The sequence below is a fragment of the Chloroflexota bacterium genome, from assembly GCA_013152435.1.
In the GTDB taxonomy this organism is placed as follows: Bacteria; Chloroflexota; Anaerolineae; order DUEN01; family DUEN01; genus DUEN01.
The window spans coordinates 23,329-49,000 of sequence record JAADGJ010000077.1 but is presented as its reverse complement, the minus strand read 5'-3'; the positions used below and the strand labels follow the sequence as shown (position 1 = coordinate 49,000).

The 25,672-nt window shown below is 64.3% G+C and carries 20 protein-coding genes and 1 pseudogene (1 of these 21 cut by a window edge); 8 read left to right on the top strand and 13 right to left on the bottom strand.

Features of this window, described 5'->3' with window-relative positions; all coding sequences use genetic code 11:
- From secF to sucC, 7 genes are all read right to left on the bottom strand, one after another.
- Complete coding sequence (gene secF, locus GXP39_11615) at positions 1–942, bottom strand: protein translocase subunit SecF (GenBank protein ID NOZ28684.1); 942 nt, start codon at positions 940–942, stop codon at positions 1–3.
- A 39-nt stretch (positions 943–981) separates the two neighbouring features.
- The gene (gene secD, locus GXP39_11610) at positions 982–2,445 is read right to left on the bottom strand and encodes a protein translocase subunit SecD (GenBank protein NOZ28683.1); all 1,464 of its coding nucleotides are present in this window, start codon (positions 2,443–2,445) and stop codon (positions 982–984) included.
- A gap of 88 nt (positions 2,446–2,533) precedes the next feature.
- Positions 2,534–2,908 carry a hypothetical protein gene (locus GXP39_11605; protein ID NOZ28682.1) on the bottom strand — a complete coding sequence of 125 codons (375 nt, stop codon included), beginning with the start codon at positions 2,906–2,908 and terminating at the stop codon, positions 2,534–2,536.
- Positions 2,909–2,928: 20 nt separating this feature from the next.
- Positions 2,929–3,648, bottom strand: coding sequence for a SpoIIE family protein phosphatase (locus GXP39_11600; protein NOZ28681.1), 720 nt, complete (start codon positions 3,646–3,648; stop codon positions 2,929–2,931).
- On the bottom strand, positions 3,614–5,185 hold the full coding sequence (locus GXP39_11595) for an HD domain-containing protein (GenBank protein NOZ28680.1): 1,572 nt from the start codon (positions 5,183–5,185) through the stop codon (positions 3,614–3,616). The genes GXP39_11600 and GXP39_11595 overlap by 35 nt, the downstream gene beginning before the upstream one ends.
- A 51-nt stretch (positions 5,186–5,236) precedes the next feature.
- Complete coding sequence (gene sucD / locus GXP39_11590) at positions 5,237–6,103, bottom strand: succinate--CoA ligase subunit alpha (protein NOZ28679.1); 867 nt, start codon at positions 6,101–6,103, stop codon at positions 5,237–5,239.
- The gene (gene sucC, locus GXP39_11585) at positions 6,100–7,248 is read right to left on the bottom strand and encodes an ADP-forming succinate--CoA ligase subunit beta (protein NOZ28678.1); all 1,149 of its coding nucleotides are present in this window, start codon (positions 7,246–7,248) and stop codon (positions 6,100–6,102) included. The genes sucD and sucC overlap by 4 nt, the downstream gene beginning before the upstream one ends.
- Positions 7,249–7,558: 310 nt before the next feature.
- On the opposite strand from sucC, the gene GXP39_11580 reads away from it, so the two are divergent.
- The 8 genes from GXP39_11580 (at position 7,559) to GXP39_11545 (ending at position 15,586) form a co-directional block, all read left to right on the top strand.
- Complete coding sequence (locus tag GXP39_11580) at positions 7,559–8,956, top strand: MFS transporter (GenBank protein NOZ28677.1); 1,398 nt, start codon at positions 7,559–7,561, stop codon at positions 8,954–8,956.
- Between the two features lie 75 nt (positions 8,957–9,031).
- Positions 9,032–9,502: a hypothetical protein gene (locus tag GXP39_11575; protein NOZ28676.1), complete on the top strand. Its 471-nt coding sequence runs from the start codon at positions 9,032–9,034 to the stop codon at positions 9,500–9,502.
- 8 nt (positions 9,503–9,510) lie between these two features.
- Complete coding sequence (locus GXP39_11570; GenBank protein NOZ28675.1) at positions 9,511–10,125, top strand: TetR/AcrR family transcriptional regulator; 615 nt, start codon at positions 9,511–9,513, stop codon at positions 10,123–10,125.
- A gap of 192 nt (positions 10,126–10,317) precedes the next feature.
- Positions 10,318–11,223, top strand: coding sequence for a TIGR01777 family protein (locus GXP39_11565; protein ID NOZ28674.1), 906 nt, complete (start codon positions 10,318–10,320; stop codon positions 11,221–11,223).
- A gap of 266 nt (positions 11,224–11,489) precedes the next feature.
- A complete protein-coding gene (ilvD, locus tag GXP39_11560) occupies positions 11,490–13,139 on the top strand; it encodes a dihydroxy-acid dehydratase (protein ID NOZ28673.1) in 1,650 nt (549 codons plus the stop codon).
- Positions 13,140–13,373: 234 nt separating this feature from the next.
- Positions 13,374–14,600: an MFS transporter gene (locus GXP39_11555; protein NOZ28672.1), complete on the top strand. Its 1,227-nt coding sequence runs from the start codon at positions 13,374–13,376 to the stop codon at positions 14,598–14,600.
- A gap of 486 nt (positions 14,601–15,086) precedes the next feature.
- Positions 15,087–15,257: a hypothetical protein gene (locus GXP39_11550; protein ID NOZ28671.1), complete on the top strand. Its 171-nt coding sequence runs from the start codon at positions 15,087–15,089 to the stop codon at positions 15,255–15,257.
- 62 nt (positions 15,258–15,319) lie between these two features.
- Positions 15,320–15,586: a hypothetical protein gene (locus tag GXP39_11545; GenBank protein NOZ28670.1), complete on the top strand. Its 267-nt coding sequence runs from the start codon at positions 15,320–15,322 to the stop codon at positions 15,584–15,586.
- A 42-nt stretch (positions 15,587–15,628) separates the two neighbouring features.
- Here GXP39_11545 and GXP39_11540 read toward each other — a convergent pair whose 3' ends face one another.
- The 6 genes and pseudogenes from GXP39_11540 to aroF (GXP39_11515) form a co-directional block, all read right to left on the bottom strand.
- Positions 15,629–19,552 (bottom strand): PAS domain S-box protein, encoded by a 3,924-nt coding sequence (locus GXP39_11540; GenBank protein ID NOZ28669.1) that lies wholly within the window; start codon positions 19,550–19,552, stop codon positions 15,629–15,631.
- Between the two features lie 648 nt (positions 19,553–20,200).
- Positions 20,201–21,049: an NAD(P)-dependent oxidoreductase gene (locus GXP39_11535; protein ID NOZ28668.1), complete on the bottom strand. Its 849-nt coding sequence runs from the start codon at positions 21,047–21,049 to the stop codon at positions 20,201–20,203.
- A 128-nt stretch (positions 21,050–21,177) separates the two neighbouring features.
- Positions 21,178–22,593: a glucuronate isomerase gene (gene uxaC, locus GXP39_11530; GenBank protein NOZ28667.1), complete on the bottom strand. Its 1,416-nt coding sequence runs from the start codon at positions 22,591–22,593 to the stop codon at positions 21,178–21,180.
- A gap of 632 nt (positions 22,594–23,225) precedes the next feature.
- Positions 23,226–24,068 carry a prephenate dehydrogenase gene (locus GXP39_11525; protein NOZ28666.1) on the bottom strand — a complete coding sequence of 281 codons (843 nt, stop codon included), beginning with the start codon at positions 24,066–24,068 and terminating at the stop codon, positions 23,226–23,228.
- 77 nt (positions 24,069–24,145) lie between these two features.
- On the bottom strand, positions 24,146–25,159 hold the full coding sequence (aroF, locus tag GXP39_11520) for a 3-deoxy-7-phosphoheptulonate synthase (protein ID NOZ28665.1): 1,014 nt from the start codon (positions 25,157–25,159) through the stop codon (positions 24,146–24,148).
- 114 nt (positions 25,160–25,273) lie between these two features.
- Positions 25,274–25,672 (bottom strand): annotated as a pseudogene (aroF, locus tag GXP39_11515) (3-deoxy-7-phosphoheptulonate synthase) (it continues 609 nt past the right edge of the window).

Here is a 25,672-nt window from a genome sequence, read left to right as displayed (position 1 = left end):
TCACACCGTCGCCGGCTGCCCCCCTCGCAGCCGCGCAAACAGCCGGCGGATATCCCCCTTCTCCCACACGACCAACAGGGGCACCGCGTTGAAGATGGAGGAATAGGTACCGCTGATCAATCCCACCAGCATGGTGGCGATGAACTGCTTGATCGTCGAGCCGCCGAACAGGAGAAGGGCGATCATGATGAAGATCGCGTTCAGCTGCGTGGCCAGGGAGCGATGGATCGTCTCCAACAGGCTCCGATTCACCACCGTCTCGAACGGCTCACCTCGCCGCTTGGGCACGTTCTCCCGGATGCGATCGAACACGACGATGGTATCCTGCACCGAGAAGCCGATGACCGTCAGCAACGCCGTGAGAAAGAGCGCGTCCACCTCCCACCCCAGGAAGATGCCCGCGATGGAGAACAGGCCGGTGGTCACCAGGATGTCATGGATCATGGCGATGATCGCGCACACCCCAAAGCGGAAGGGATGAGGCACCTTACGGAAGGCGAAGATGATGAACCCCAGGATTGCGATCGCAGCGGCGAACACGGCCACCGTCGCAGCCCGGGTGACCTCTCGACCGATCGCCGGGCCGACGGAGCGGAACTGACGCTCCTCGGCCGGGCCGAACCGCTCCTCCAGCGCCTGGCGCAACGCCACCTTGGTCTCGTTATCGATCGGCTTCAGCCGAATGACCACGGTACGCCCATCCCCAACCGTCTGCACCACCGTATCGGTGAGCCCGTGATCGACGAACACATCCCGAACGGCGGACGGCTGCACCGGCTCCTGGAACTGCAGCTCCCAGAAGGAGCCCCCCGTGAAGTCGATGCTCAGCCGCAATGGCGTGCCATAGGTGACCGTGGAGTAAATCATGGCCACCAAACCCGGAAAGATGATGAAAGCCGAGAACAGGAAATACCAGCCTCGCTTCTCGACGATGTTAAACAACGGAGTGCCTCCTCATATCCCAGCGGTCCAAATCGCCGATTAAATGCCCAACAGCCAGTGCCGCTTCCGGATCTCCTCGCCGCCCCGGCTCAGGGTGGCCCGCATGAAGGTCCGGGTGGCCACCACTGCGGTGAACATGCTGATCAGCACACCAAGGCCCAGGTTCACGGCGAACCCTTTGACGGTGCTGGCCCCGAAGTTCGATCCAAACCAGGCCAGGATGATACACGTGATGATGGTGGACAGGTTGGAATCCCAGATCGATGTCCACGCCCGGCTGAACCCCGCCTCCACGGCCATATGCAACGGGCGACCGGCCCGCAGCTCCTCCTTCATACGCTCGAAGATCAGGATGTTCGCATCCACCGCCATACCCGTGGAGAGGAGGAACCCCGCGATGCCCGGAAGCGTCAACGTGATGGGCACCAGCTTGTAGATCGCCAGGTTCAGCACCGCATAGGTGAGCAGGGCGAAATCCGCCAGCAGCCCCGGCAGTCGATAATAGATCAACATGAAGAGCAGGACCACGGAGACGCCCACCAGGCCGGCCGTGATGCTCTTCTGGATGGAATCCTGCCCCAGCGTGGGCCCCACGGTGCGCACATCGACGACCTTCAACGGCACCGGCAGCGCACCATAGCGCATCTGAATGGCCAGATTACGGGCCTCCGCCAGCTCGAACCCCTGCTGTCCGCCCTCGATGATCCCCCGCTTGCCGATCTTGGCCCGGATCTCCGGACAGGAGATCACCACCTTATCCATGGTGATGCACAGGAACCGCCCGATGTTCTGCGCCGTGTACTCCTCGAACTTCTTGGCGCCCGTATCGGTCAACTCGAAGGCGATGTAGGGCCGCCCCAGATTATCCAACTGCACCCGGGCATCCTGCAGATCCGCCCCGGTCATGACTGTGTGGTAGATCTGATCGGAGAACGGGGCGGTCGCCGTCGTCGTCTCCGTGGCGGTGATCTCACCGGTAGCCGTCACCGTGCCCGTGGTGGTGATCTCGCCGGTGGCCGTCACCGCCCCCTCCTCAGCCGACGGCTCACTGCTGGCGAAGTCGGTTCGGATCGTGGCGCCCCGAGGCAGCGGCTTGGCGCCCGCGTCCACGAACTCCAGCAGGCCGGTCCCCTTGATGGTGGCGATGGCCTGCTCCGGTTTCTGGATCCCCGGCAGCTGAACGATGATACGGCGGTCCCCCTGGAGCTGGACCAACGGCTCCGTCACCCCCAGGCCGTTGACACGCTGCTCCACGATCACGCGGGCCGCATCAATGGCATCCTTGCTGATCTCCTGATCGGGCGGCAGGTCCGCCTCCAGCAGCACCTCCAACCCGCCCTGCAGATCCAAACCCAGCTTCAGCTCCAGGCTACGCAGATCCTTGGGTTGCCAGAACAGGGCGTTCTTCAGCCAGTCGGGGTGAGGGATCGGGAGGGCGATGTACAGGGCCACCAGGGCCAAGAGGATGATGGCGACAAGTGCAGTCAGGTTGCGATCGCGCATGTGAGAATCCTTCGAGAATTTAGGATGCGAAGTAGCAGAGTGAGCCCGTCCTGAAGGGACGCTTGGACGGGCAAACACGGCGATTATATCAGGGGCCGATCGTTCCTGTCAAATGTCCGGCATGACGTTCCCGTAAAAAGGCGCGCGCCCGCTCGTACACCTGCTCCGGCGTCAGATCGTCGGTGGCGATGTAGAGGTCGCAGTGAGCCCGAGCGTGGGCCAATCGCCGCTGCTGCTCCGCCAACAGCCCCGGCGACCAGTCCGAGCGAGGCCGGCGCCGCATGGCGGTATCTAACCGGGCGTCCACAAAGATCAACACATCCGGCGGATTGATCCGACGCCACATATCGGGCACGTAAGAGTGTTCCTGCAGGCACTGGTGCGCGTCATACCCGGCCGCGCGCAGCCGCTCCACCAACGTCGACTTGCCCGAGGCGCATGGCCCAACGACTTTGACGCGCATGGCCTCCTCAAGCGATCCGACTATCCCAGAGCGCGCGGCAACGGGAAGCTCACATCCAGCCGGTGGGCGCCGTCAGCGGGCTCGCCATCGGCCACACAAACCACCAACACGCTGATATCATCATGAGGACGGCCCTGATCCAGCGACAGCGCCTCCGAGAGGATGGCATCCGCCATCGCCCGGGCGTCTCCCGGGCACTCCTCGTGAAGGCGGGAGACCATGGCGGGCACATCCATCCGCCGGTGAGAGCGGGCGCCCGCCGACCATACGCCATCCGTGGCCGCCACCACCGTCGTGGAGACCTGGATCGGCAGCTCGGCGATGACGGGCTTCATGTACGTGCGGACACCGATGGGCTCGCTGGGGTCATCCAGCAGGCGGGTCCCCTGCCCGTTGACGACCACCACGGGGCAATCGCTGTTGCGGGAAACGACCAGGGTCCGGCTGACCAGATCGACGGAGACGATGATCAAGGATGCCAACACCTGCGCCCGACGCAGCGTTCGCAGGTAATCGTGGGCGGCCCGGGCCGCCGCGCCGTCCCGGACCCCCTCGGCCAGAAGCGAGATCACCTTCCGTGCGACGAGATTGCTGATGGCCTTGGCGCTCCACCCACTGCGCTGGCCATCCACCAGCACAAAGGAGAGCCCCCCATGAGGCCGCTCGATCATTTCCAACGTATCACCGCTCGCGCTGGTGGCGTACTTAGCCACCTCCGCCGCCGCCGCCCGAATCTGCACCGTTGTCTACCCTCTTCTGCTTCTGAACGTTTTGCTCGTGCAGACGACGCACGAAAGCCAGCGCCTCCTCGCGATCACGCACCTCCCCCACCGCCTGCGCCTCCCGCACCGCCTCCAACAGCCGGCCGATTTCCGGCCCCGGCGGGACGCCTAACTCCTGGATCAAGGTATGCCCATCCACCAGCGGAGGAGGCGCCACCCGCTCGTCGCGCCGCTCGAACCAGTCCGCCATCAGGTCGACGATGCGCGCCACGTGGTCCCGCCAGTCCTCCAGGTGGAGATCCGGACCGTAGGTGGCCCGATGATCCGCCAAACCCAGCAGCAGCAGCTCCAACCCGGCGTCGTCCACGTCTCGGAAGAAGCGATAGATCGCCCGCGCGGTGGGAGGGCGATCCTTGCGGGTGAGGAACAGGGGCCGCATATGATGACGCACCATACGGCGGAGATGGCGCGCCTCCTCCCGGCTGAAGCGCAACGCGTTCAACCGCTCGTAGGCCAGGCGAGCTCCCTCACGATCATGTCCCAGGAAGCGGATCCGCCCATCGGGGCCCACCATGCGTGTGATCCCCTTCCCCCAATCGTGCGTCAAAGCCAGCCATCGCAGCCATCCAGCGCGCCTTCGCCTCCCACGGATCGTCTGGAGGAGGTGATCGCGCAGCGGGGACGCGTAGCGCGAGAGCCGCTCCCACATCAGGGTTTCCACCACGTCCCGTGGCCGATCGCGCCCCAGGATCAGCGCCAGTATCCGATCCGTCATCAGCATCGTCTGGATCGTGTGCTCAAACACGCCCCAGTGGTGGGGCGGCCCCTGGGTGATCCCCGTCAGCGCCTCCGCCTCCGGCAGAACGACCGCCAGCAGCCGCAAGCGGTGCAGGACGTGCACGGCACGGGCGCATCCGGGATGCCCCAACATGCGCCACAACTCGTCCCGGATACGCTCAGCGGAGGCATCCGCCAGCCTCTCCGCCGAATCCCGGATCGCCTGGATCGTCTCCGGGGTGATGCGCAGCTCCAGCTCGCCCGCCAGACGAGGCGCCCGCAGGAGGCGGATGGGGTCCGCCTCCAGAGCATGTTCCGACGCCAGCCGAAGCACGCCGGTCCGCAGATCCTGCAGGCCACCCAGCGGATCGATCAGATCCCCCGAGGCGTCCACGCGCAGGAGGACGGCCATGGCGTTGATGGTGAAGTCCCGCCCACGCAGGTCCTCCTCCAGGTCCCGCCCCTGCAAGGGGGTCACATCCACGATCAGCGACCGCTTCCCGGCCGCCTCCGAGAGCAGGGCACGCCCGTAGTCCCGCTCCTGGTCCAGCAGATAGAACGCGCCGCCGAAGCGATCCGCGATCGCCTGGGCCAGGTCGGCCGCCCCGTCCTTCACCACCAGATCCAGATCGTGTATCCGGCGCAACAGCAGGCGATCGCGTACGGCGCCCCCCACCAGCCAGACGCGACGTCTCTGCCTGACGGCAAAGGACATCACCTCATACGCAAGCGTCCCTGGCTCGGCCCAATGGGCCGGTAACACCACTCGCTTGGCCATCCCAACCCCATGGAACCGCCATGCCTCGCGGCCCTCATCCCGCCGAAGCGCTCACACCCGCTCAGCCACGATCTCCGCGATCTCGATCGGATGTCGAGCGACGCGCACGCCGGCCGCCTCCAGAGCCTTGATCTTCTCGGCCGCGGTCCCGGTCCCGCCGGAGATGATGGCGCCGGCATGCCCCATCCGCTTCCCCGGCGGCGCCGTCTGCCCGGCGATGAAGGCCGTCACCGGCTTGCTCATATACTCGGCGATGAACTTGGCCGCCCGCTCCTCATCGGTCCCACCGATCTCGCCGATGAGCACGACCTGCTCCGTGCCCGGGTCCTCCTCGAACAGCCGCAGCACCTCGACGAAGTCGGTGCCGATGATGGGGTCGCCGCCGATGCCGATTGCTGTCGACTGCCCCAGCCCACGCTCCGTCAAGGCGTACACCACCTCATAGGTCAACGTGCCCGAACGGGACACAACGCCGATCGCCCCGGGGATATGGATATGTCCGGGCATGATCCCCACCTTCGCCTCACCCGGCGTGATGAGCCCCGGGCAATTGGGGCCGATCAGGCGCACCCCCTGCTGATCCAGGTACGCCTTCACCTGCACCATATCCATGACCGGGATCCCCTCGGTGATGCAGACGATCAGCTCGATCCCGGCATCGGCCGCCTCCAGGATGGCATCGGTGGCGAAACGGGCGGGCACGTAGATGATCGAGGTATTGGCATCCGTCGCCTCCACCGCATCCCGCACGGTATCGAAGACGGGGACGCCGTCCACCCACTCGCCGCCCTTTCCCGGGGTGACACCGGCGACCACCTTGGTGCCATACTCGACCATCTGTTGCGTGTGGAATCTCCCCTCTCGCCCGGTGATCCCCTGCACCAACAACCGTGTCTCCGTGCTGACCAGGATGCTCATGCCACCACCTCCCCGCGCGCCGCTGCCACCGCCTTCTGAGCGGCCTCGGGGAGAGAGGCCGCCGTGATCAGGCTTGCATCGGCCAGGATGCGCCGTCCTTCCTCCTCATTGGTGCCGACCAGCCGCACGACCATGGGCACATGGATCCCCCCGATCTCCTCCAGCGCATCCAAGATCCCCCGCGCCACCTCGTCGCACCGGGTGATCCCGCCGAAGATGTTCACCAGCACGGTCTTGACGTTCTCATCGGACAGGATGATCCGCAGGGCAGCGGCGACCTTCTCCGCCTGCGCGCCGCCGCCGATGTCCAGGAAATTGGCCGGCGATCCGCCATACAGCTTGGTGATGTCCATCGTCGCCATGGCCAGCCCGGCCCCATTCACCATACAGCCGATCTCGCCCTCCAGCTTCACATAGCTCAACCCGTACAGCCGCGCCTCACGCTCCTCGGGGGTCTCATCATCGGGATCCCGCAGTTCCGCCAGATCCGGATGGCGGAAGAGGGCGTTATCATCGATGACCATCTTCCCATCCACCGCCATCAATTTCCCATCGTCGGTGACGACCAACGGGTTGATCTCCGCCAGCGAGGCATCGCATCCTATAAACGCCTGGTAAAGCGCCATCGCTATACTCACAAAGTCACGAATCAGATATCGCCGCAGGCCGATGCTGAAGGCAAGAGAGCGGGCCTGATATTCCCGCAACCCCAGGAAGGGATCCACCACCACCCGCACGATCTTCTCCGGCGTCTCCCGGGCGACCTCTTCGATGTCCACGCCCCCGGCAGCCGAGGCCATCACGGTCACCCGCCTGCGAGCCCGATCCAACGTGACCCCCAGGTAGACCTCCTCTTGCACATCCACGGCCTCATCGACCAGGACCCTACGGACGAGCAATCCCTTGAGGTCTGTACACAGGATTCGGGCCGCCGCCAGCTCCGCGTCATCGGGTGTGTCGGCCAGGATCACGCCGCCGGCCTTCCCTCGCCCTCCCACCAGCACCTGCGCCTTGACGACGACCCGGGTGCCCAGGCGTGCGGCGATGTCACGCGCCTCAGCTGGGGTGACCGCTATCTCGCCGCGAGGGATCGGGATCCCATACTGGGCGAAGATGCGTTTCGACTGATACTCCTGCAGCTTCAACATTCACCTCCTTTTCACGATATTCACGCCAGCACGTTCGACCGGGCGTCCCCCAGACACCAAGACGAGCGAAACGCACCCCGAATCAGCAATCCGAGCCATTGTAGCACGGTTGTTTGAGAGCGCCAAAGATGGCGTCCCGACACGAGGCTGCAATCCTCCGATGTGGTCCCGCCGCTCCGAGGGGAAATGGCACGTCGCCCGCTCTGGAAGATGCCCTACGCAAAAAGTATATAAGTGACATTAAAATACGCCTAACTGACCGACCGGTCGGTAGCCAACACTCCAAAGAGAAGGGATCCGCATGCACATTGGAAACGATCGTGATCGCAATCGCATCCTCCTCATCCTGTTCGTCGGGGTGCTCATGGGCGCCTTGGATATCGCGATCGTCGGACCGGCTCTGCCCGCCATCCAGTCCTCCTTCCGCGTGGATGATCGGGCCCTGGCCTGGATCTTCACCATCTACGTGCTGTTCAACCTGGTCAGCACCCCTCTCATGGCCAAGCTGTCGGATGTCTTCGGACGCCGCCTGATCTACGTCATCGATGTGACGGCCTTCGCCCTGGGGTCGCTGCTGGTCGCCATCTCCCCCACCTTCGCCGTGCTCCTGGTGGGCCGGGCGGCGCAGGGGCTGGGGGCCGGCGGCATCTTCCCCGTGGCCAGCGCCGTGATCGGAGACACGTTCCCCCCGGAGAGGCGTGGCCGGGCGCTGGGCCTGATCGGCGCCGTGTTCGGCATCGCTTTCCTGGTGGGCCCCGTCCTGGCGGGGGCGTTCCTGGCCATCCTGAGCTGGCACTGGCTCTTCCTCGTCAACCTGCCCATCGCAATGGCACTGGTCCTGGCGAGCTGGCGTCATCTCCCCGCTACCCGACCAGGACAGCCACGCCCCCTGGACTGGCCGGGGATGATCACCCTGGGGATCCTTCTGGCTGCCCTCGCCTATGGGATCAACCGAGTCGACACGGCCCACTTCGCGGCCAGCCTCGCGTCGGCGGAGGTCTGGCCCTTCCTGGCCATCGGGATCGCCTTGCTCCCGGTGCTGATCCGCCTGGAACGCGCCGCCATCGACCCCGTCGTGCGTCTGAGCCTGTTCCGCTCGCGGCAGGTGGTCCTGGCCAGTATCCTCGCCATCGGCGCGGGGCTCAGCGAGGCGGCGGTGGTCTTCGTCCCATCCCTGCTGGTCGCCGCCTTCCACGTGACCAGCGCCACGGCCAGCTTCATGCTGATGCCCGCCGTCCTGGCCATGGCTATCGGCTCCCCGCTGTTTGGACGCATGCTGGACCACTTCGGATCCAAGGTCGTGGTGCGGATCGGCACCGGCCTGCTGGCGCTGGGCATGATCGCCATCGGGGCCCTTCCCACCACCCGGGCGCTTTATTACACGATCGCCATCCTGGTCGGCCTGGGCCTCTCCAGCCTGCTGGGAGCCCCGCTGCGTTATGTCATGCTCAACGAGGCGCCCAGGGAGGACCGGGCGGCCGCTCAGGGGCTGCTCACCATCGCCATCAGCATCGGACAGCTGACCGGAGGCGCCCTGGTCGGCGCCGTTGCGGCCTCCCAGGGCGGCGGCATATCCGGCTATCGAGCGGCGTTCCTGGCCGTCGGGCTGGCCATGATCATCCTGGCGCTGATGGCGTCGGGGTTAAAGGGACGCACGGAGGAGCTGGCCACCGTACAACAGCACGAGGCCATCGGCATGAGATGATGTACGGCATCCCCCTGATCCCGCCCACTCCCCCACATGGCACATATCAGACTTCAGGAGGTCCCTGTAAATCCGATGTATCTCACCTTTCTCTCGTTACATTCTATTCTCCGCTGGATCGTAGTCCTTTTGGCCGTGCTGGCGACGGCGCGGGCTGCCTCAGGTTGGCTGAGCGGGAAAAGCTGGACCCACCTTGACGATCGCCTGGGGCTGGCCTTCACCATCGTGCTGGACACGCAGGTCCTGATCGGGCTGATCCTGTACCTCTTCCTGAGTCCCGTCACCGCGAGCGCGTTCAACGATCTCGGGTCGGTGATATCCAACGACACGGCGAGGTTCTGGATCATAGAGCACATATTCGCCATGGTCGTCAGCCTGATCCTGGTCCACATCGGCCGCAGCATGTCCGGCCGTCCCGGGCCCGCGCGCCAACGATACCAGAAGGCCGCCCTCCTGTTCGGGTTGGCGACGCTGATCCTGATCATCTCCATCCCCTGGCCCTTCATGCCTGCCGGGGCCGGGCGCCCCTGGATTCGCATCGGATGAGGCACAGGATGAAAGGATCAGGTCCCGGCGATCTGCGCGCCGCCATCATCGAGGAGGCCGCCCGGCTGTTCGTGTCCCACGGGTACCGCGGCATCTCCATGCGAGAGATCGCCGAAGCCGTGGGCGTGTCCAAAGCCAGCCTCTACTACCATTTCAAGGACAAAGAGGCGCTGTTCTTGGCCATCCTCATCACCAACCTGGAGCGCATCGAGCGAATGATCCAGGCGGCCTGGAAGGCGGAAATGACGACCCGCGGGCGGATCCAGCGGATCGTGCGCGATATCTTCGCCCAGGCACCATCGCAACGGGCGATCATCCGGCTGGCCAGCCAGGAGATGGCCCAGCTCAGCCCCCGGGCGCGCGCCACGTTCGATCGCCTGTACCAGGAGAAGTTCATCGGGCAGATTGAGGCCATCCTGAGGGACGGCGTGGAGCGAGGGGAATTGCGGGACATGGATGTGCGCCTGGCGACATGGATGCTCCTGGGAATGCTGTACCCGTTCCTCTACCCGGCCCACGCCTCCGAGCTGGGGCCGCCGGAGCGGGCCATCGACCTGATGCTGACGATCTTCTTCGACGGCGCTCAGGATCCCGCAAAAGCGCGTCACAGGGGTAACGGCTAGCCCCTCGGAAGCCCCCCGTTCGTCGTTCCTTCCTCAAAAGCGCTCGCCTCCGAGCGGCACGGACGACCATTCTCACCAGCCGCCTTCTCCCTCCAGGGGCGATCGCACCTGCGGCTCCGCCCGGCGCTACCCTCGAAGCGGATCATCGAGTACAATACGAGAAAATGAAGAACCACGGCGGGGAGGTGCCCTGTGCGCGTGATCATCACCGGCGGAAGCGGATTGATCGGACGGGCTCTGGCAGCCCAATTGGCCCACGACGGCCACGAGGTGATCGTGCTCAGCCGCGCCCCCGAGCGAATCACGCCCCTTCCCCTCGCCGTCCGGGCAACACAATGGGACGCCCGCACCGCCAACGGATGGGAGGACCTGGCCGATGGGGCGGATGCCATCGTGAACCTGGCCGGGGAGAACCTGGCGGCGGGGCGCTGGACGGCTGAGCGCAAACGGCGCATCCGGGAGAGCCGCATCAACGCCGGGCACGCGGTGGTGCAGGCAGTAGAGGCAGCCAGGCAGAAGCCCCGGGTCGTCGTGCAGGCCTCGGCGGTCGGGTACTACGGCCCGCGAGGGGACGAGGAGGTCACAGAGGAGGCGTCCGCCGGGGATGATTTCCTGGCCCAGGTCTGCATGGCCTGGGAGGAATCCACCCGGCCCGTCGAAGCTATGGGCGTCCGGCGGGTCATCATCCGGACCGGAGTCGTGCTCAGCGCGGCGGGCGGGGCGCTGCCGCGCATGGTTCTGCCGTTCAAACTGTTCGTGGGAGGCCCCCTGGGCAACGGTCGGCAGTGGTTCCCCTGGATTCACATCACCGACCAGGTATCCGCCATCCGCTTCCTCATAGAACAGGAGGGGGCGAGAGGCCCCTTTAACCTCACGGCTCCTCACCCGTTGACCAACGGCGAGTTCTGTCGGATCCTGGGGCGCGTTCTGAGGCGCCCGGCGATCATGCCCACCCCGGCATTCGCCCTGCGCCTGCTCTTTGGGGAGATGGCCACCGTGCTGTTAGACGGACAGCGAGCCGTCCCCAAGCGGCTGTTGGACATGGGCTTCTCCTTCCGCTTCCCGGAGGCGGAAGCCGCCCTCCGGGATCTGCTGTGAATGGCTACATCTCAGAGCGTGTCTGGGAAATGCCGCCGCTTCCGCTATGGGGAGGTCCGGAGGGGCAGAGCCTCTCCGGAAAAAGTCCCTCTCCCGCCTTCGACCTGCCTGGCCCAGATTCCTGTGGAAGGGACCGAGGAAGGCAGGTGCAGGCCGGAAAACCGGTAAATTTTCAGACGCGCTCCCACGGTATGTGTGTCGGGTTGTCAAGCGATTTCCCATTTCAATCTTTTATCGCCACTTGCCCTTGAAGGAGGGGGGCCTACATGAAGTCGGCGGGTCTGTTTGAAGGCGTGGAAGGCGCTTATCCACGAGCGCTGTATCGTGCCATGGGGGCGACCGATGAAGACTTCCGCAAGCCGCTGATCGGCATCGCCAACTCATGGAGCGAGGTGTGTCCAGGACATGTGCATTTGCGCCAGCTGGCCGCGTGGGTCAAGGCCGGCGTGCGGGCGGCGGGCGGATTCCCCGTGGAGTTCAACACGATCGCCCCATGCGACGGCATCGCCCAGGGGCCGGGCATGCATTACATCCTCCCCATGCGAGACCTCATCGCGGCCACGGTAGAGCTGATGGCACGGGCCAACCGCTTCGACGGGCTGGTCATGCTCTGCTCATGCGATAAGATCGTGCCGGGCATGCTGATGGCGGCCGCCCGGCTGGATCTCCCCACCCTCTTCGTAACCGGCGGGCCCATGATGCCGGCGGAGCACAACGGCCGCCCGCTGGTCCTCAGCGACGTCAAGGAGGCGATGGGGCGTTATCGGGCGGGCGAGATCGATGCCGCCGAGTTCCACGAGATCGAATGCTCCGCCTGCAGCGGCCCCGGCGCCTGCGCTTTCATGGGAACGGCCAACACCATGAGCGTGGTCGTGGAGGCGATGGGGCTCTCGCTGCCCGGCTGCGCCACGCTTCCGGCCACGGCCCCGGAGCGAGAGGATCTATGCCGGGAGAGCGGGAAGCGCATCGTCTCCCTGGTGCGGGAAGGGCTGACAAGCCGCCGCCTCATGACGCAGGAGGCGCTGGAGGACGCCGTGCGCGTCTGCCTGGCCGTAGGAGGGTCCACCAACGCCACGCTGCACCTGCCCGCCCTCGCACACGTCCTGGGGTTGGGGATCACCCCGGACACCTTCGACCGGCTGAGCCGGGAGACGCCGCTGGTGGCCAGATTCAAGCCGGCGTCGGAGCTCACCGTCGTCGATCTCCATCAGGCGGGTGGGGTGCCCGCCGTGCTGAAGGAGCTGGCTCCTCTGCTCCATCTGGATCGCCCCACGGTCAGCGGCCATCCCGTGAGCGAGGTGATCGCACGGGCGACGGTGCGACGGAGGGATGTGATCCACCCGCTGGATGCGCCGCTGGCGCCGGAGGGCGGGCTGGCCGTGCTGCGGGGGAGCCTGGCGCCAGGCGGAGCCGTGGTCAAACAGAGCGCGGTGGCGCCTTCCATGATGCGACATGTGGGACCGGCCCGCGTCTTTGAGTGCGAGGAAGAGGTGCGAGAGGCGTTGATGGGAGGCCGTGTACGACCAGGGGACGTCCTGGTCATTCGCAATGAGGGACCACGCGGCGGCCCGGGGATGCGAGAGCTTTCGATCCCGGCGGCGACGCTGGTAGGGCTGGGGCTGAGCGATTCCGTGGCGATGGTGACGGATGGCCGGTTCTCGGGCGCCAGCCGCGGCCCATGTGTGGGCCACGTCGTCCCGGAGTCCTACGATGGCGGCCCCATTGCGGCCGTCCGGAACGGAGACCTGATCGAGATCGACATCCCCAACCGCAAGCTCAACCTGTTGGTGCCCGAGGAGGAGATCGCCCGCCGGCTGGCGACGTGGCGCCCCTGGCCCACCGCCGTACAGGATGGATTCCTCCGCCTGTACAGCCAGAGGGCCAGTTCCGCCGACCGAGGAGCCGTACTGGAGTAGCGTGAAGGGGCAAGAATAGTTGCCATGCCGCTCATTCCGCTGTATGATACCGATGGATCGCCGGCAGCCTCCTTATGACGAGGAAACGCCCATCGTCTTCCTAATCCTCGCCGTAGAGACGTGAGAGGCGCAGAGATTCGTTCCTAACTCCCTCGCGCTCCCTGCGTCCCCGCGGTGAGATGCGGGGCATTGCCGCAAGACCAAAAGGTTGCTCTGAATGACGCGGAGGGTCCCATGCATCATGCAGCGTCGGACATGCGGCAGGCGCTCAGGCGTGGACGCGAATTCCTGGCCCTGGAGCGCAACATCGTCGTCCTGTTGGCGGCCCTGCTGGTCCTGGGCATGGGGGAGGAGCTCTGGGCACGCTTCGTCCCCCGATACCTGGAGGTGCTCGGGGCCAGCGCGTGGATCATCGGGGCCTACGGGTCACTCCAGCGCATCGTGGACGCCTTCTACCAATACCCGGGCGGCGCCGTATCGGATTGGTTAGGCCGTAAGCGAGCGCTGGTGCTCTTCAACATCATCGCGGCGACAGGCTACCTGATCTATCTGCTCAGCCCGAGCTGGCCGGTCTTCCTGGCAGGCACCCTGCTGGTCATGGTCTGGTCCAGCATGTCGCAGCCGGCCATCTTCGCCCTGATCGGCGACACGCTGAAGCGCTCCCAACGTGCGATGGGCTTCAGCGTGCAGTCGATCTGGAAGCGAGTTCCCATCGTCCTCGCCCCGCCCATCGGCGGGTGGTTGATGACCCGCATGGGGATCGTCTCGGGCATGAAGATCGGCTTCGCCTGCTCGCTGGTCCTGGCCCTGGCGGCCATCTACCTCCAGGAGCACTTCTACATCGCGAAGCCCCCGGCCGAGAAGCGGATGTCATGGAACCTGATCTCGCTGTGGCGGGAGATGGTGCCGGGGCTCAAGCGGCTCCTCCTGGCCGATTGCCTGGCGCGCATCGGCAGCAACATCGCCGCCGTGTATGTGGTGCTCTACGTCCTGAACATCCTGGGCGGAACGCCGCTTCAGTTCGGGCTGTTGACCTCCATCCAGATGACCATCTCGATCCTGGGGTATATTCCGGCCGCCCGGCTGGCCGATCGCTTCGGCCGCCGCCCGTTCATCATCGCCACCTTCGCCTTCTTCGCCCTGTTCCCGCTTACGCTGGCCCTGGTGCCCAGCGCATCCTGGCTGCCGCTGGCCTTCGCCATCAACGGCCTGCGGGAGATCGGCGAGCCGGCGCGCAAGGCGCTGATCGTCGACCTGGCGGCGGACGCGCACCGCGGGCGGGCGGTGGGACTTTACTACCTGATCCGTGGCCTGGTGACCATCCCCGCCCCTCTGGTGGGAAGCTGGCTCTGGCAGCAGACCCCTCGACTGGTCTTCCTCACGGCCTTCGCCGTCGGGGTGCTGGGGCTGATCGCCTTCATCTGGGCCAACCCATCCGAGGAGCCCATGCCCGCATCGTGAGGCGGAAAGCGGTAAAAGCCCCCGCTAGAGCGTGTCTGAAAATCCAGCAGCAAGATGTCTGAGGGGCCCCCGCAACTACCAGCGCCACAGGGGGAGGTGTGGAGGGGGTCTCCCCTCCACGGAAATCCCACTTTTCCGGCCTGTACCTGCTTTTCTCGGCCCTTCCCGAAGGATCCAGGCCGAGGTCGCGCAGATCGAAGGCGGAAGAAGGACCTTTTTCGGAGGGGTTCCCCACAGCAGAAGCAACGGCGCTCCTCAGGCACGCTCTTAGAGGGATACAGCTCCACTGCGAAGGCCGGGGTTCCTGGAGAGCCCCGGCCTTCGCTTGCAATTCACCCGCACACGCCTCGCCCACGAGCCATCGCGAGGCCCCTTCACAAAACCTCTACCTCCCTTCCACGGGATCTCCACAACTCTCCGGCATACTAGAACCAGAGAGTTACATGACGGACGAACAGCGACCGACAGATAGATCAGGAGGCGGATATGCGTGGTCGACGAGGTGGATTCGGCATCGGTGGACGTCGACGCCCACCGATCTTCCGTGGACGTAGACCCTTCTTCCGCCCGCTGTGGGGCGTAGGATGCCTCCTCTGGCCGATGATCGGCCTGGGCAGTTTTCTCCTCCTGGCCCTGCTATTGGGCGGGTTCCGATAGAGCGAATCAACAGGGGATGAGCATTCCCCAAACGTATGGATGACATGAACGGAGGTGACACCATGTTGCGCACGATAGGACGTTTCTTACTGGCATTGACGATCGGCCTGCTGGTGGCCGTGGCGTTACAGGCGCTCCTGGCGCCGCTGGGCTGGGGGCTGATGATGGGCGGCCCAGGGATGCGAGCCGTCTACCCCAATCTGTTGGGATGGCTGCTGGGTATCTTCCTGTACACGCTGATCTGGTTCTCGCCGATCCTGCTCACCATCACGTTGATCCACTGGCTGTTCGAGCCCAGAGTGAGCGAGACGGAGTCATCCGGCAGCTAGCCAACGGCTCGCCTGTGAGGATGACACATGAGCGGTGCCGATTCACGAGGGGATGGGCAGAGTGAAGTAGATGGTGCTCCCCATCCCCTCGCCTGCGCTTTCCGCCCAGATCCGGCCGCCCTGTCCCTCTATGATCTCCCGGCACAGCGTCAGGCCGATCCCCATCCCCCCAAATCGGCGCGTTGAGCTGCCGTCCACCTGATAGAATCGTTCAAATATCTTCTCCAGCTTATCCGACGGGATCCCTATCCCCTGATCGGACACGGCCACGATGAGCTCCGACCCCTCCCGCCAGGCGCTCACCCGCACCTCGCCCCCCGAGGGGCTGAACTTGATGGCATTGTCCAGCAGATTATCCATCACCTGATTCAACAGATCCGGAGCCCCCCGAATGGTGGGCAGATCCGGGGGGATATCCAGAACGATCTGAATTCCCGCCTCCCTCGCCCGCGGCTGCCAGCTCTTCGCCGTCCGCTCCAACCATTCGGTCGGCGATATATCGATCTGTTCAAAGGCATTCGGGTCCAGCGTCTGGAGCGTGAGCAGCCGATGGACCATGAAATGCAGCCGCTCAGCGTTCCGAAAGAGCGCTTCGACCGCCTCCTCCTGTTGAGGGGTCAACGGCCCCAAACGCTTCTCCCGCATCAGCTCGGTGTACCCCCGGATCATGGTAAGCGGGGTGCGCAACTCATGGGAGACGTTCTGGATCATCTCATCCTTGGCCCGAACCGCCTCCTGCAACTGTTGATTGGAGGCCTGCAACTTAGAGAGCAGACGTAACCTCTCCGCCGCCGAGCCAATCTGCCGTCCCACCGCCTCCACCAAGGCGATCTCCTTATCCGTCCAGGCACGTGGTTCTGATGAAGCAAGGTGCAGCCCGCCGACAAGCTGATTCTCGGCCAGGAGGGGAACGCTAAGGGAAGAACGAATCCCATACCGAGACATGATCGGCACCAAGGGCAACCGTTGATCATCTACGGTCTCCCAATCGGCCACAGCCTGGGGCTGGAAGAGATCCAATCCGATAGAACGAGCCACCCTGGCGGTCTCCAAGCCAAGTTCCGGAGGCAGACCCCGTTCAACGGCCAGATCCGCAGGAGTGCCGGGCTTCTCACGGATCCAGATCCCTCCCTTCTCCAGCCCCAAAGTTTGCAGCGTGCGGTCCAGGACACGCTCCAATAAGTCCCGCAAATCAGATGTCGTGGTGGCGGTTGCGATGATCTCGTTCAGCGCCTCCATATAAGCGGCCCGCTGTTGGGTCTCCTCCAACAGGCGGGCGTTCTCGATAGCGATCGCCGCCTGGCCGGCCAGCGTGCGGAAGAAGGCCACGTCCTCATCGGCGAAGCGCCTGGGCCGGGTGGTCAACAGATGCAGGATGCCGATGGTCTGATCCTGGATCACCATGGGCACGCCCAGATACGATGCCAGGTTATCATTGCGGATGCGGTGGTGATGCATCTGCACCCGCTGATCCTGCGCCAGATCATAGATGGCAACGGGCTCCTTGCGATCCACCAGCCAGTCAAGCAGGCTCTCGGCCAGCGTGAAGGCCTCCTCTTCAATCAGCGTGCCATTGGGCAGGCGCATGATGAACACACGGGAACGAAGCCGCCCCTTATCGAGAAGGCTGACGGCCACGGCGTCAGCGTCCAGCTCCCTGGGAACATGCTCCAGGACGATCTGGAGAATATCGTGGATAGAGCGCTGCCGGATGATGGCACGATCGATCTCGTGCAACGCCCTGAGTCGCGTCAGGCGCTCCTCGGCCGTGCGATAACGCCAGGCGTGATCGATGGCCAGCGCCAGTTGTTCGCTCAACGCCTCCAGAGAGCGAGCATCATCCTGGGTCAGCGCATCACGGCGACGGCTGGCCAACACCAGCGTGCCCAGCCATTGGCTCTCCCCCTGTCCGGTGAGGACCAGCGGCACGCACGCCCAGGCCCGAATCCCCTCGCGCTCGACGAAATCGGAGGGTGGGTTTGCCTCGTCCAATCGGCTATGAATTACATGAGAGACGCGCATCCAATCCGGCGGATCGTCTCGCGGGAAGCTCATCACCCGAGAGCGAAACTCCTCAGAGAGGCCACGCCAGGCACGCAGCAGAATGCGATCCCCCTCCACCAGGTAGATCCCGCCCAACTCCACATCCAGCAACGTCATGATCTCCTCGAGGATGCGGTTGAGGCGCTTATCCAGATCGAAGGTGCGCAGGATGGCAGCGATGATGCGAGCGCGAGCGGCCAGCTCGTCTCGCTGCCTGCGTAACATCTCCTCCGCCTGCACACGTTGCGTGACATCATTCCCGGTCGAGATAAAGTGCGTGATGTTCCCCTGAGAATCCTTCAACGGTGTGACGGTCTGATCATAGTAGAAGAACTCGCCGTTCTTCCTCCGGTCCTTCACCACGGCGCGAAAGACCTTTCCCGCCAGGATGGTGCTCCAGAGCTTCTCATAATACTCGGGCGCGGTATCCCCTGACCGAAGGAGCCGCGGCGTCCGGCCAATCGCTTCCTCTTTGCTGTACCCGGTGATCCGCTCAAAGGCGGGGTTCACATACTCGATCACCCCGTTGCGATCCGTGATGAAGACGATGTCCGCCGTCTGCTGGACCACACTTGCGAGCTTGGCAAGCTCCTCCTCCGCCCGCTTCAGCTCGGTGATGTCAGTGAAGAAGCCCGCCACTTGCACGATACGGCCCTGCTCATCCCTATGAACCGTGACATTGTGCAAAGTATGAATCTGCGTCCCGTCTTTCCTCACCAACACCAGCTCATAGTTCTCCAGGTAGCCCTTCTCCGTCAGCTCCTCGATCAACTTGGCTCGCAGCCCCGGATCTGCATACAGGTCGCTCATAAACCTCCCGGTCAGCTCCTCCGGGCTATCATATCCCAGCATGGCCGCCGCCGCCGGGTTTACCGAGAGGATCTTGCCATCGGGGGCCACGATCAGGATCCCCTCTCGTGCGGACTCGAACAGGCTTCTGAGCTTCTCCTCACTCTCCCGCAGCGCCTCTTCCGCCCGCTTGCGCTCGGTGATATCCACCATCACGCCGCGCAGTCCGACAAGCCGATCCCCCTCCAGGGCGACGGTGACAAGATCCCGCAGCCATACCGTGCGCCCATCGGCGGCGATCATCCGGTACTCAATCTCATGCCCCCGCTTCTCCCGGATGACGATCGCGTAGAACTCGACGACCCAACCCCGATCCTCCGGATGGATATGGTCCTGCCAGAAGGTCGGCTCCGCAAGCCAGCGCTCCACGGGATAGCCCAACAGGCGTTCTGCCTGCTGGCTGACGAAGGTGAACCGGAGGGGCGACGTGTCGGCCTCCCACACGATGCCGTCCACGGAATGGATCAACGCCTCGTATCTCTGCTGCGATCGCCTCAGCGTCTCCTCAACCCGCCGACGCTCGGCGTACTCGTCGGCCATCTCCAGGGCCGACGAGATGTGCTGAGCCAGATTCCTCACCGAAGGAACGAAATACTCGGCCAACTCGGTGGCCGAGACGGCGAAGAGACCGATGATCTCGTCCTGGCACCTCAACGGCGTCAGGATACCGGGCTTTTCCTCATAGCCCAGGGCCTTCGATATCCGGGTGGCCAGCGGAGGCGGGAACAGCTCCCTGATGACGTCACCGCCGGCGACCTGGAGGGTCTTCCCCTCCCGGACCACCTGGTGACAGAGCGTGGACTTCTCCAGGTCGATCTCAAAACCACGCATGGGGAAACCGGCGATCCCCTCACCTGCCCTCTGCGCCTGTGATGTCAGCGACGTCTCCACGATCTCGAGCTTCGATCCGTCGTCCGTCAACAACGCGATGGTCGCGATGTATCGTTCCGAACGGGCGAACTCCTCCCGCACGATCCGGAAGATCTCCGCCTCATCCAATACACCATGTATTTTGGTCGACACGCTCTCAGTGAAATGGATGAGGTCCATCAACTCACGCAATGGTTCGTCCATGTCACTTCATCTCCATTCCACACACTTTAGCAATCCGGCTTTGGAGCTAAAGCGGCTCTACATGCAACAGGATCTCGATCACAAGGGGATGTCCCGAAAAGGATGTGCGGGGCAGCCTTACAACCTGCGTGGGCGTTCGGCAGAGGGTGAACCCTAACTCCTCGGAACAAACCATTTCCAAAGTGTCTCGACAATCTTACCATAACCACACGTGATAGGGCAACCTCCTTACCACGATTCTCAGGGCTTTTTCTTGGTCTTCGCTTAGATAAAGCAACAGCGGTCGCACCTGAAAGGGGAGATGCGGAGGGGCTTCCCCTCCGCAGAAAAACTCTTCATTCTCGCCTTTTCCCTGCCTGGTTGGGACTTTGGCCGGTGGTCTCCGGCCCCACGGGACCAGTGAGGGGCTGAACATAGGTTTCTTCGGAGGGACTTCCGCCCCTCCGAGCCACCCCAGAGATGCGGGGCCACGCTTCCGCATCGCTTAACTTGATACCAATGGGGCGACCCGGTGGGTCGCCTCTACGCCTTCAGCGTCCCTGAACAAACCGAAAGCGGCAGATGGAGTGACATCCCATCTGCCGCCCGGCTGCCGTTGGTACATCCCATCCGCTCAACCACATCGCCTTTGATCAATCCAGGGCGGCGCTATCCCGACTGCGCGGCGCGAATGTGCTCGGCGATCAAGTCGGCGAAGCGGATCTCGCTGTTGTCCTGCGGCTCGTAGCCGATCACCTTGCGGGCGTTCACGATGCTCCAGAAGGCATGAGGATTGTCGCTGATGCCGTAGAAGATCTGGAACGGCACGCCATGCTCATCCCGAATGTCCTCAGCCTCAATACTCTTGATGAAGAGCTGCTGCATGTCCCGCTGGCTGATATACACGGCCAGGGCACGGCGCATGCACCGGAGATCGCCCTTGGGGCAGTTGGCCACATCGGTCTCCCGGGGTCCGCCGATGCGGATCTGCACGTTCTCCAGAGGCCGGCCGTTCACCTTCCCCACGGCGAACACGAACCCCAAATGCTCGTACACCTCCTTGGCCCAACCGTAGTAGTTATCAGACAGGGCACGCATATCCGGCGACACGAAGTCCCACTTGCCGTCCAGGATAAGGGGTTCGTAGTAGTCGGCGGCGTGGTTGGAGCTGGCCACCACCACCCGGCGTACGTTCTCCTCCCACGCCGTCTGATACACGTTATAGGCCATCTCCACATTGGCCATCTCCGCCCAAAAGCGCTGGTCGGGATCGTTTGGATCCTCCGCGTGCACGAACCCGCAATGAACGACGGCGTCGGCTCCCCGGAAGTAATGCCGATACGTATCCCGATCCCGGTTGAGCAGATCGGCGATCTGGATCCCCTCGACCTCGTTACCGTCCCGGTCCGTGGTCCGAATGTCCAGCAAGGTCAGATCATATCGCTCTCGAAAGGCGGGCAGCAACAACCCGGCCATCAACCCAGCCGCCCCGGTCACCACCACCTTGCGCTTTCCCATGAATCTCCTCCATCCACTTGTCTCCGCATCGGGAAGTCGGGCTCCTCGCCAAGCACTGTTGAAAAGCAGGGGGCCAGTATGGCCCCCAGGGGAGGTGCGAAGGGGTTTCTCCTCCGCAGATCAGGACGCTACAACCGGTAGGCCCGCTTGGCCAGCCCATAGGCCAGCTCGTAGACCATCTCCCGGGCATCCTCCTCGTCCACGATCCCCCGCACCACCAGCCCGGCCACCCAATCGCAGGCGGACCGTCGCCACAGATCGTGGCGAGCGGGAATGGACGGATACGCCCGGGTGTCGTCGTTGAAGCCCACCGTGTTGTAGATGCCTGCCGTCTCCATCACCAAGTCGAAATACCGGCGGATGCCGTTCAGGCTATCATAGAACCACCAGGGCGGGCCCAGGAACACGCTGGGGTAATGCCCGGCCAACGGCGCCAGCTCCCGAGCATAAGTGGACTCGTCCAGGTTGAACAGGATCAGCGTCAGCCGGCGGTCGTTGCCGTACTTGCTCAACAGCGGGCGCAGATTACGGGTGAACTCGGCCGCCACGGGGATATCCGCGCCCATGTCCGGGCCAAAGCGCTCGTAGATGAGCGGGTTGTGGTTGCGATATGCGCCCACGTGCAACTGCATGACCAGTCCATCCTCGATGCTCATCCGGGCCATCTCCATCAGCATGTGGGCGGAGAAGCGGGCGGCGTCTTCCTCCGTGGCCTCGCCCTTCAACGCCCGCTGGAAGATGCGGTCGGCCTCGGCCTCGCTCAGCTCCTCCGTATATGCGGTCAGAGCGGCATGGTCCGTCGCCCGGGCGCCCATCTCCTTGAAGAAGGCCCGACGGCTCTCCAACGCCCGGATGTAAGATCGGTAGTCCTTCACGTCGATGCCGGAGACGGCGCTGAGTGTCTCGATGTTCTCTCGCCAGCCGGGCGCGTCCAGGTTCACCACCGCATCCGGGCGGAAGGTGGGCAGGATGCGGCCGCTCCAGCCCGACTCCCGGATGGCTCGGTGATGCGCCAGGGTGTCCGTTGCCGCATCCGTGGTGCAGAGCACCTCGATGTTGAACTGCTCATACAATCGGCGGGGCTTGAACTCCGGCGACTTCAGCTTGGCGTCGATCTGATCATAGATGGCCTGTGCGGTCTCACCGGTGAGCTTCTCCCGCACACCGAACACCGAGTAGAGCTCGTCCCGCAGCCAGACGCCGGTGGGCGTCCCCCGAAACAGATGGAAGTTCTCGGCGAAGATCTGCCAGATCTTGCGATGATCCGTCTCCGTGGGGCCGCCGTCCCGGCGGGGGATGCCCAGGTCCTCCAGCGGGATCCCCTGCGAGTAAAGCATACGGAAGACGTAGTGATCTGGGATCAACAGGAGCTCCGTCGGGGACCCGAAGGTGTAGTCCGGATCGGCGAAGAGCCGGGGGTCCACATGGCCGTGCGGACACACCAACGGCAGATGCGCCACCGTCTCATACAGCTCTCGGGCCACCCGACGCCGGGATGGTTCGGAGGAAAAGTAGCGATCTTCAGGCAATTCGATGGCGGTCATCGTCACACTCCTTGGACATCGCTTGTGATCCTGGGGCAGGAGGTCTCCCTATATAAGTGTTGGAAGAGTCGCCACGGCAGAGGCGATTCCTGGGTAGCGGCGAGACGATGGGTAGAGGCGATTCATGAATCGCCTCTACCCATCTCTCTCTATGAATCTCACCAGGCAGGAAGGCCACCCCTCGGGCAGTGTAGACGAAAATGGGGATCATTACAAATCAGAAGCCGGGCTCCTCGGATAGAGCTTTTCAAAGCTCAAACACTTGCCCCTGCCATCCCACCGTAGAGGCGCCCCTTGTGGGCGCCTGGAATAGCCACAAGGGCTTGCCCCTACGAGATCTGCTAGAGCGTGTCTGAAAATTACCAGCAAGGTGTCTAAGGGATCTCCCTTAACCACCAGCTCCACAGGGGGTGGTGTGGAGGGAGATCCCCTCCACAGAAACCTCTTTTTTCCTGCTGCACCTGCCTTTCTCGGCCCTTTCCGAAGGGCCCAGGCCGAGGCCAGGCAGGTCGAAGGCAGAAGAAGGGCTTTTTCCGGAGGGGCTCCCCACGGCAGAAGCAACGGCATCTCTCAGACACACTCTTAGAATGCCGAAGAGCCGGGGTTCTCCAAGGACCCCGGCTCTTCAGCGGTTAGAAGCGGCGGGCGATTCGAACAGCCCGGATCCGCTCCAGCTCCGCCATCAGTCCTGCCTCATCTCCACGGCGCAGTCGCTCGGCCAGGGCGCCGAGGTCGGCCTGGAGGCGCTCCACCATGGCCAGCACCGGCTCCCGGTTGGTGAGGAGGATGTCCAGCATCATGCGCACGTCCGACGCGGCCAGCCGGGAGGTGTCCCGAAAGCCGGACGCGGCCAACGTCCACACGTCTGGATCGTGCTGGGCCAGCGCGTCAGCCGAGGCCACCAGCGCGCAGGAGAGCAGATAGGGGAGGTGCGAGATGGCGGCGACCAGTTGATCGTGCCGGGGGGGGTCCAGCCGGATCACCTTCGAGCCCACGACCTGCCCCAACGCCTCCACCATCCGGACGGCCTCCGGGGAGGATCGGGGCAACGGGGAGACCACCCAGATCCGGTCACGGAACAGATCCGGATCGGCCGCCATGATGCCCGCCCGCTCCTTACCGCACATGGGATGGGCGCCCACCGGCTGAACTCCGTCGGGAAGTGATTCCATGGCCTGACAGATGGCGCGCTTGGTGCTGCCCATGTCCGTGAGGACCGTGCCCGGCCGCAGATGAGGCCCCAGCTCGCCGATCTGGCGGATGATGGTGCGCACCGGCGTGCACAGGATCACGACATCGGCCTCGGCCACGGCGGCCGGGCCATCCAGCGTCGCCCGGTCCACCGCGCCCAGCTCCACCGCCTCCGGCGCCGCCTCCGGCCGGCGCACCACGCCGATCACCTCCCGGACCGCGCCCGCCCGTCGGAGCGCCATCCCGAAGGAGCCGCCCATCAACCCCAGGCCGACGATGCACACCCTCTTATCTCTGAGAACCCCCGCCATATCGGTGTCTACCCCTCTTCGCTCCACGCTCTCCGCTCCACGCTCCACGCTTATAGCTCTCGTCCCAACGGCCCCGCCAGCGCCTTTAGTTCCTCCATCAACTTGGCGAACACCTCGGGCCGGATCTGTTGCGCCTGATCGGATAGCGCCTCCTCCGGGTTCGGGTGCACCTCGATGATGAGCCCATCCGCTCCGGCGGCGATGCAGGCCCTGGACACGGGCGCCACCAGATCCCACTTGCCCGTGCCCTGGCTGGGATCGGCGATGATCGGCAGGTGGGTGAGCTGCTTGATGGCCGGGATGGCGTTGATGTCCAACGTGTTCCGGGTGTACTTCTCAAAGGTGCGGATCCCTCGCTCGCACAGGATCACACGGGAGTTGCCGTTCGTCAGGATGTACTCGGCCGCCATGAGCAGCTCCTCGATGGTGGACATCATGCCGCGCTTGAGCAGCACCGGCTTGTTCACCTGGCCCACCGCCTGGAGCAGGGAGAAGTTCTGCATGTTGCGCGTGCCGATCTGCAAAATGTCCGCATAGTGGGCCACCATGGGGACTGCCTCGGGCGCCATGACCTCGGTGACGACGGGCAGTCCCGTCTCCTCCCGGGCCTCCGCCAGGAGCTCGAGGCCGCGCAGGCCCAGCCCCTGAAAGGAGTAGGGGGACGTACGCGGCTTGAAGGCGCCGCCGCGCAGCACGTGTGCGCCCGCCTCCTTCACCGCATGGGCGATCTCCAGGATCTGTTGGCGGCTCTCCACAGCGCAGGGCCCCGCCATGATGCAGAGCCCCTTCCCCCCGATCTTCACGCCATTGATGGAGAAGACGGAGTCCTGGGGATGGAAATCGCGGCTGGCCAGCTTGAACGGGCGCAGGATGGGAACGGTCCGCTCCACGCCATCGAGGAGCTCGAACAGGCCCGGATCCACCGGGCGCTCGTCGCCGATCACGCCGATGATGGTGCGCTCCTCCCCTTCGGACAGGTGCGCCCGGAACCCCATGCTCTCCACCCGCTGAACGACGGCGGCGATCTGCTGGGCCGTCGCCCCGGACCGCATAATGATGATCATATCCTCCCTCCTATAGGAAGAACCACTGAGGCGCTAAGCCCCCAAGATCAATAGTAGAAACGCTAGCGCCTTGGTGACTTCGTGGCATGTTCTCAGGCACACTCGGAGGCCCATCTACAAGATGCGATCGACCGCTTCCGCCACCCGGCGAACATCCTTCACCAGCTGGGCAAACCGCTCCGGCTTGAGCGCCTGGGGACCATCGGAAAGCGCCTCCTCCGGCCGTGGGTGCACTTCGATGATGAGCCCGTCCGCGCCGGCCGCCACGGCCGCCCGAGCCATCGGGTTCACCAGCTCCCACCGGCCCGTCCCATGGCTGGGATCAGCGATCACCGGCAGGTGCGAGAGCTGCTTGATCACCGGGATGGCGTTCAAGTCGAAGGTAAAGCGCGTGGCCCGCTCGAAGGTGCGGATCCCCCGCTCGCACAGGATGACGCGATAATTGCCATGGCTCATGATGTACTCGGCCGACATCAGCAGCTCCTCGATGGTGGACATCATGCCGCGCTTGAG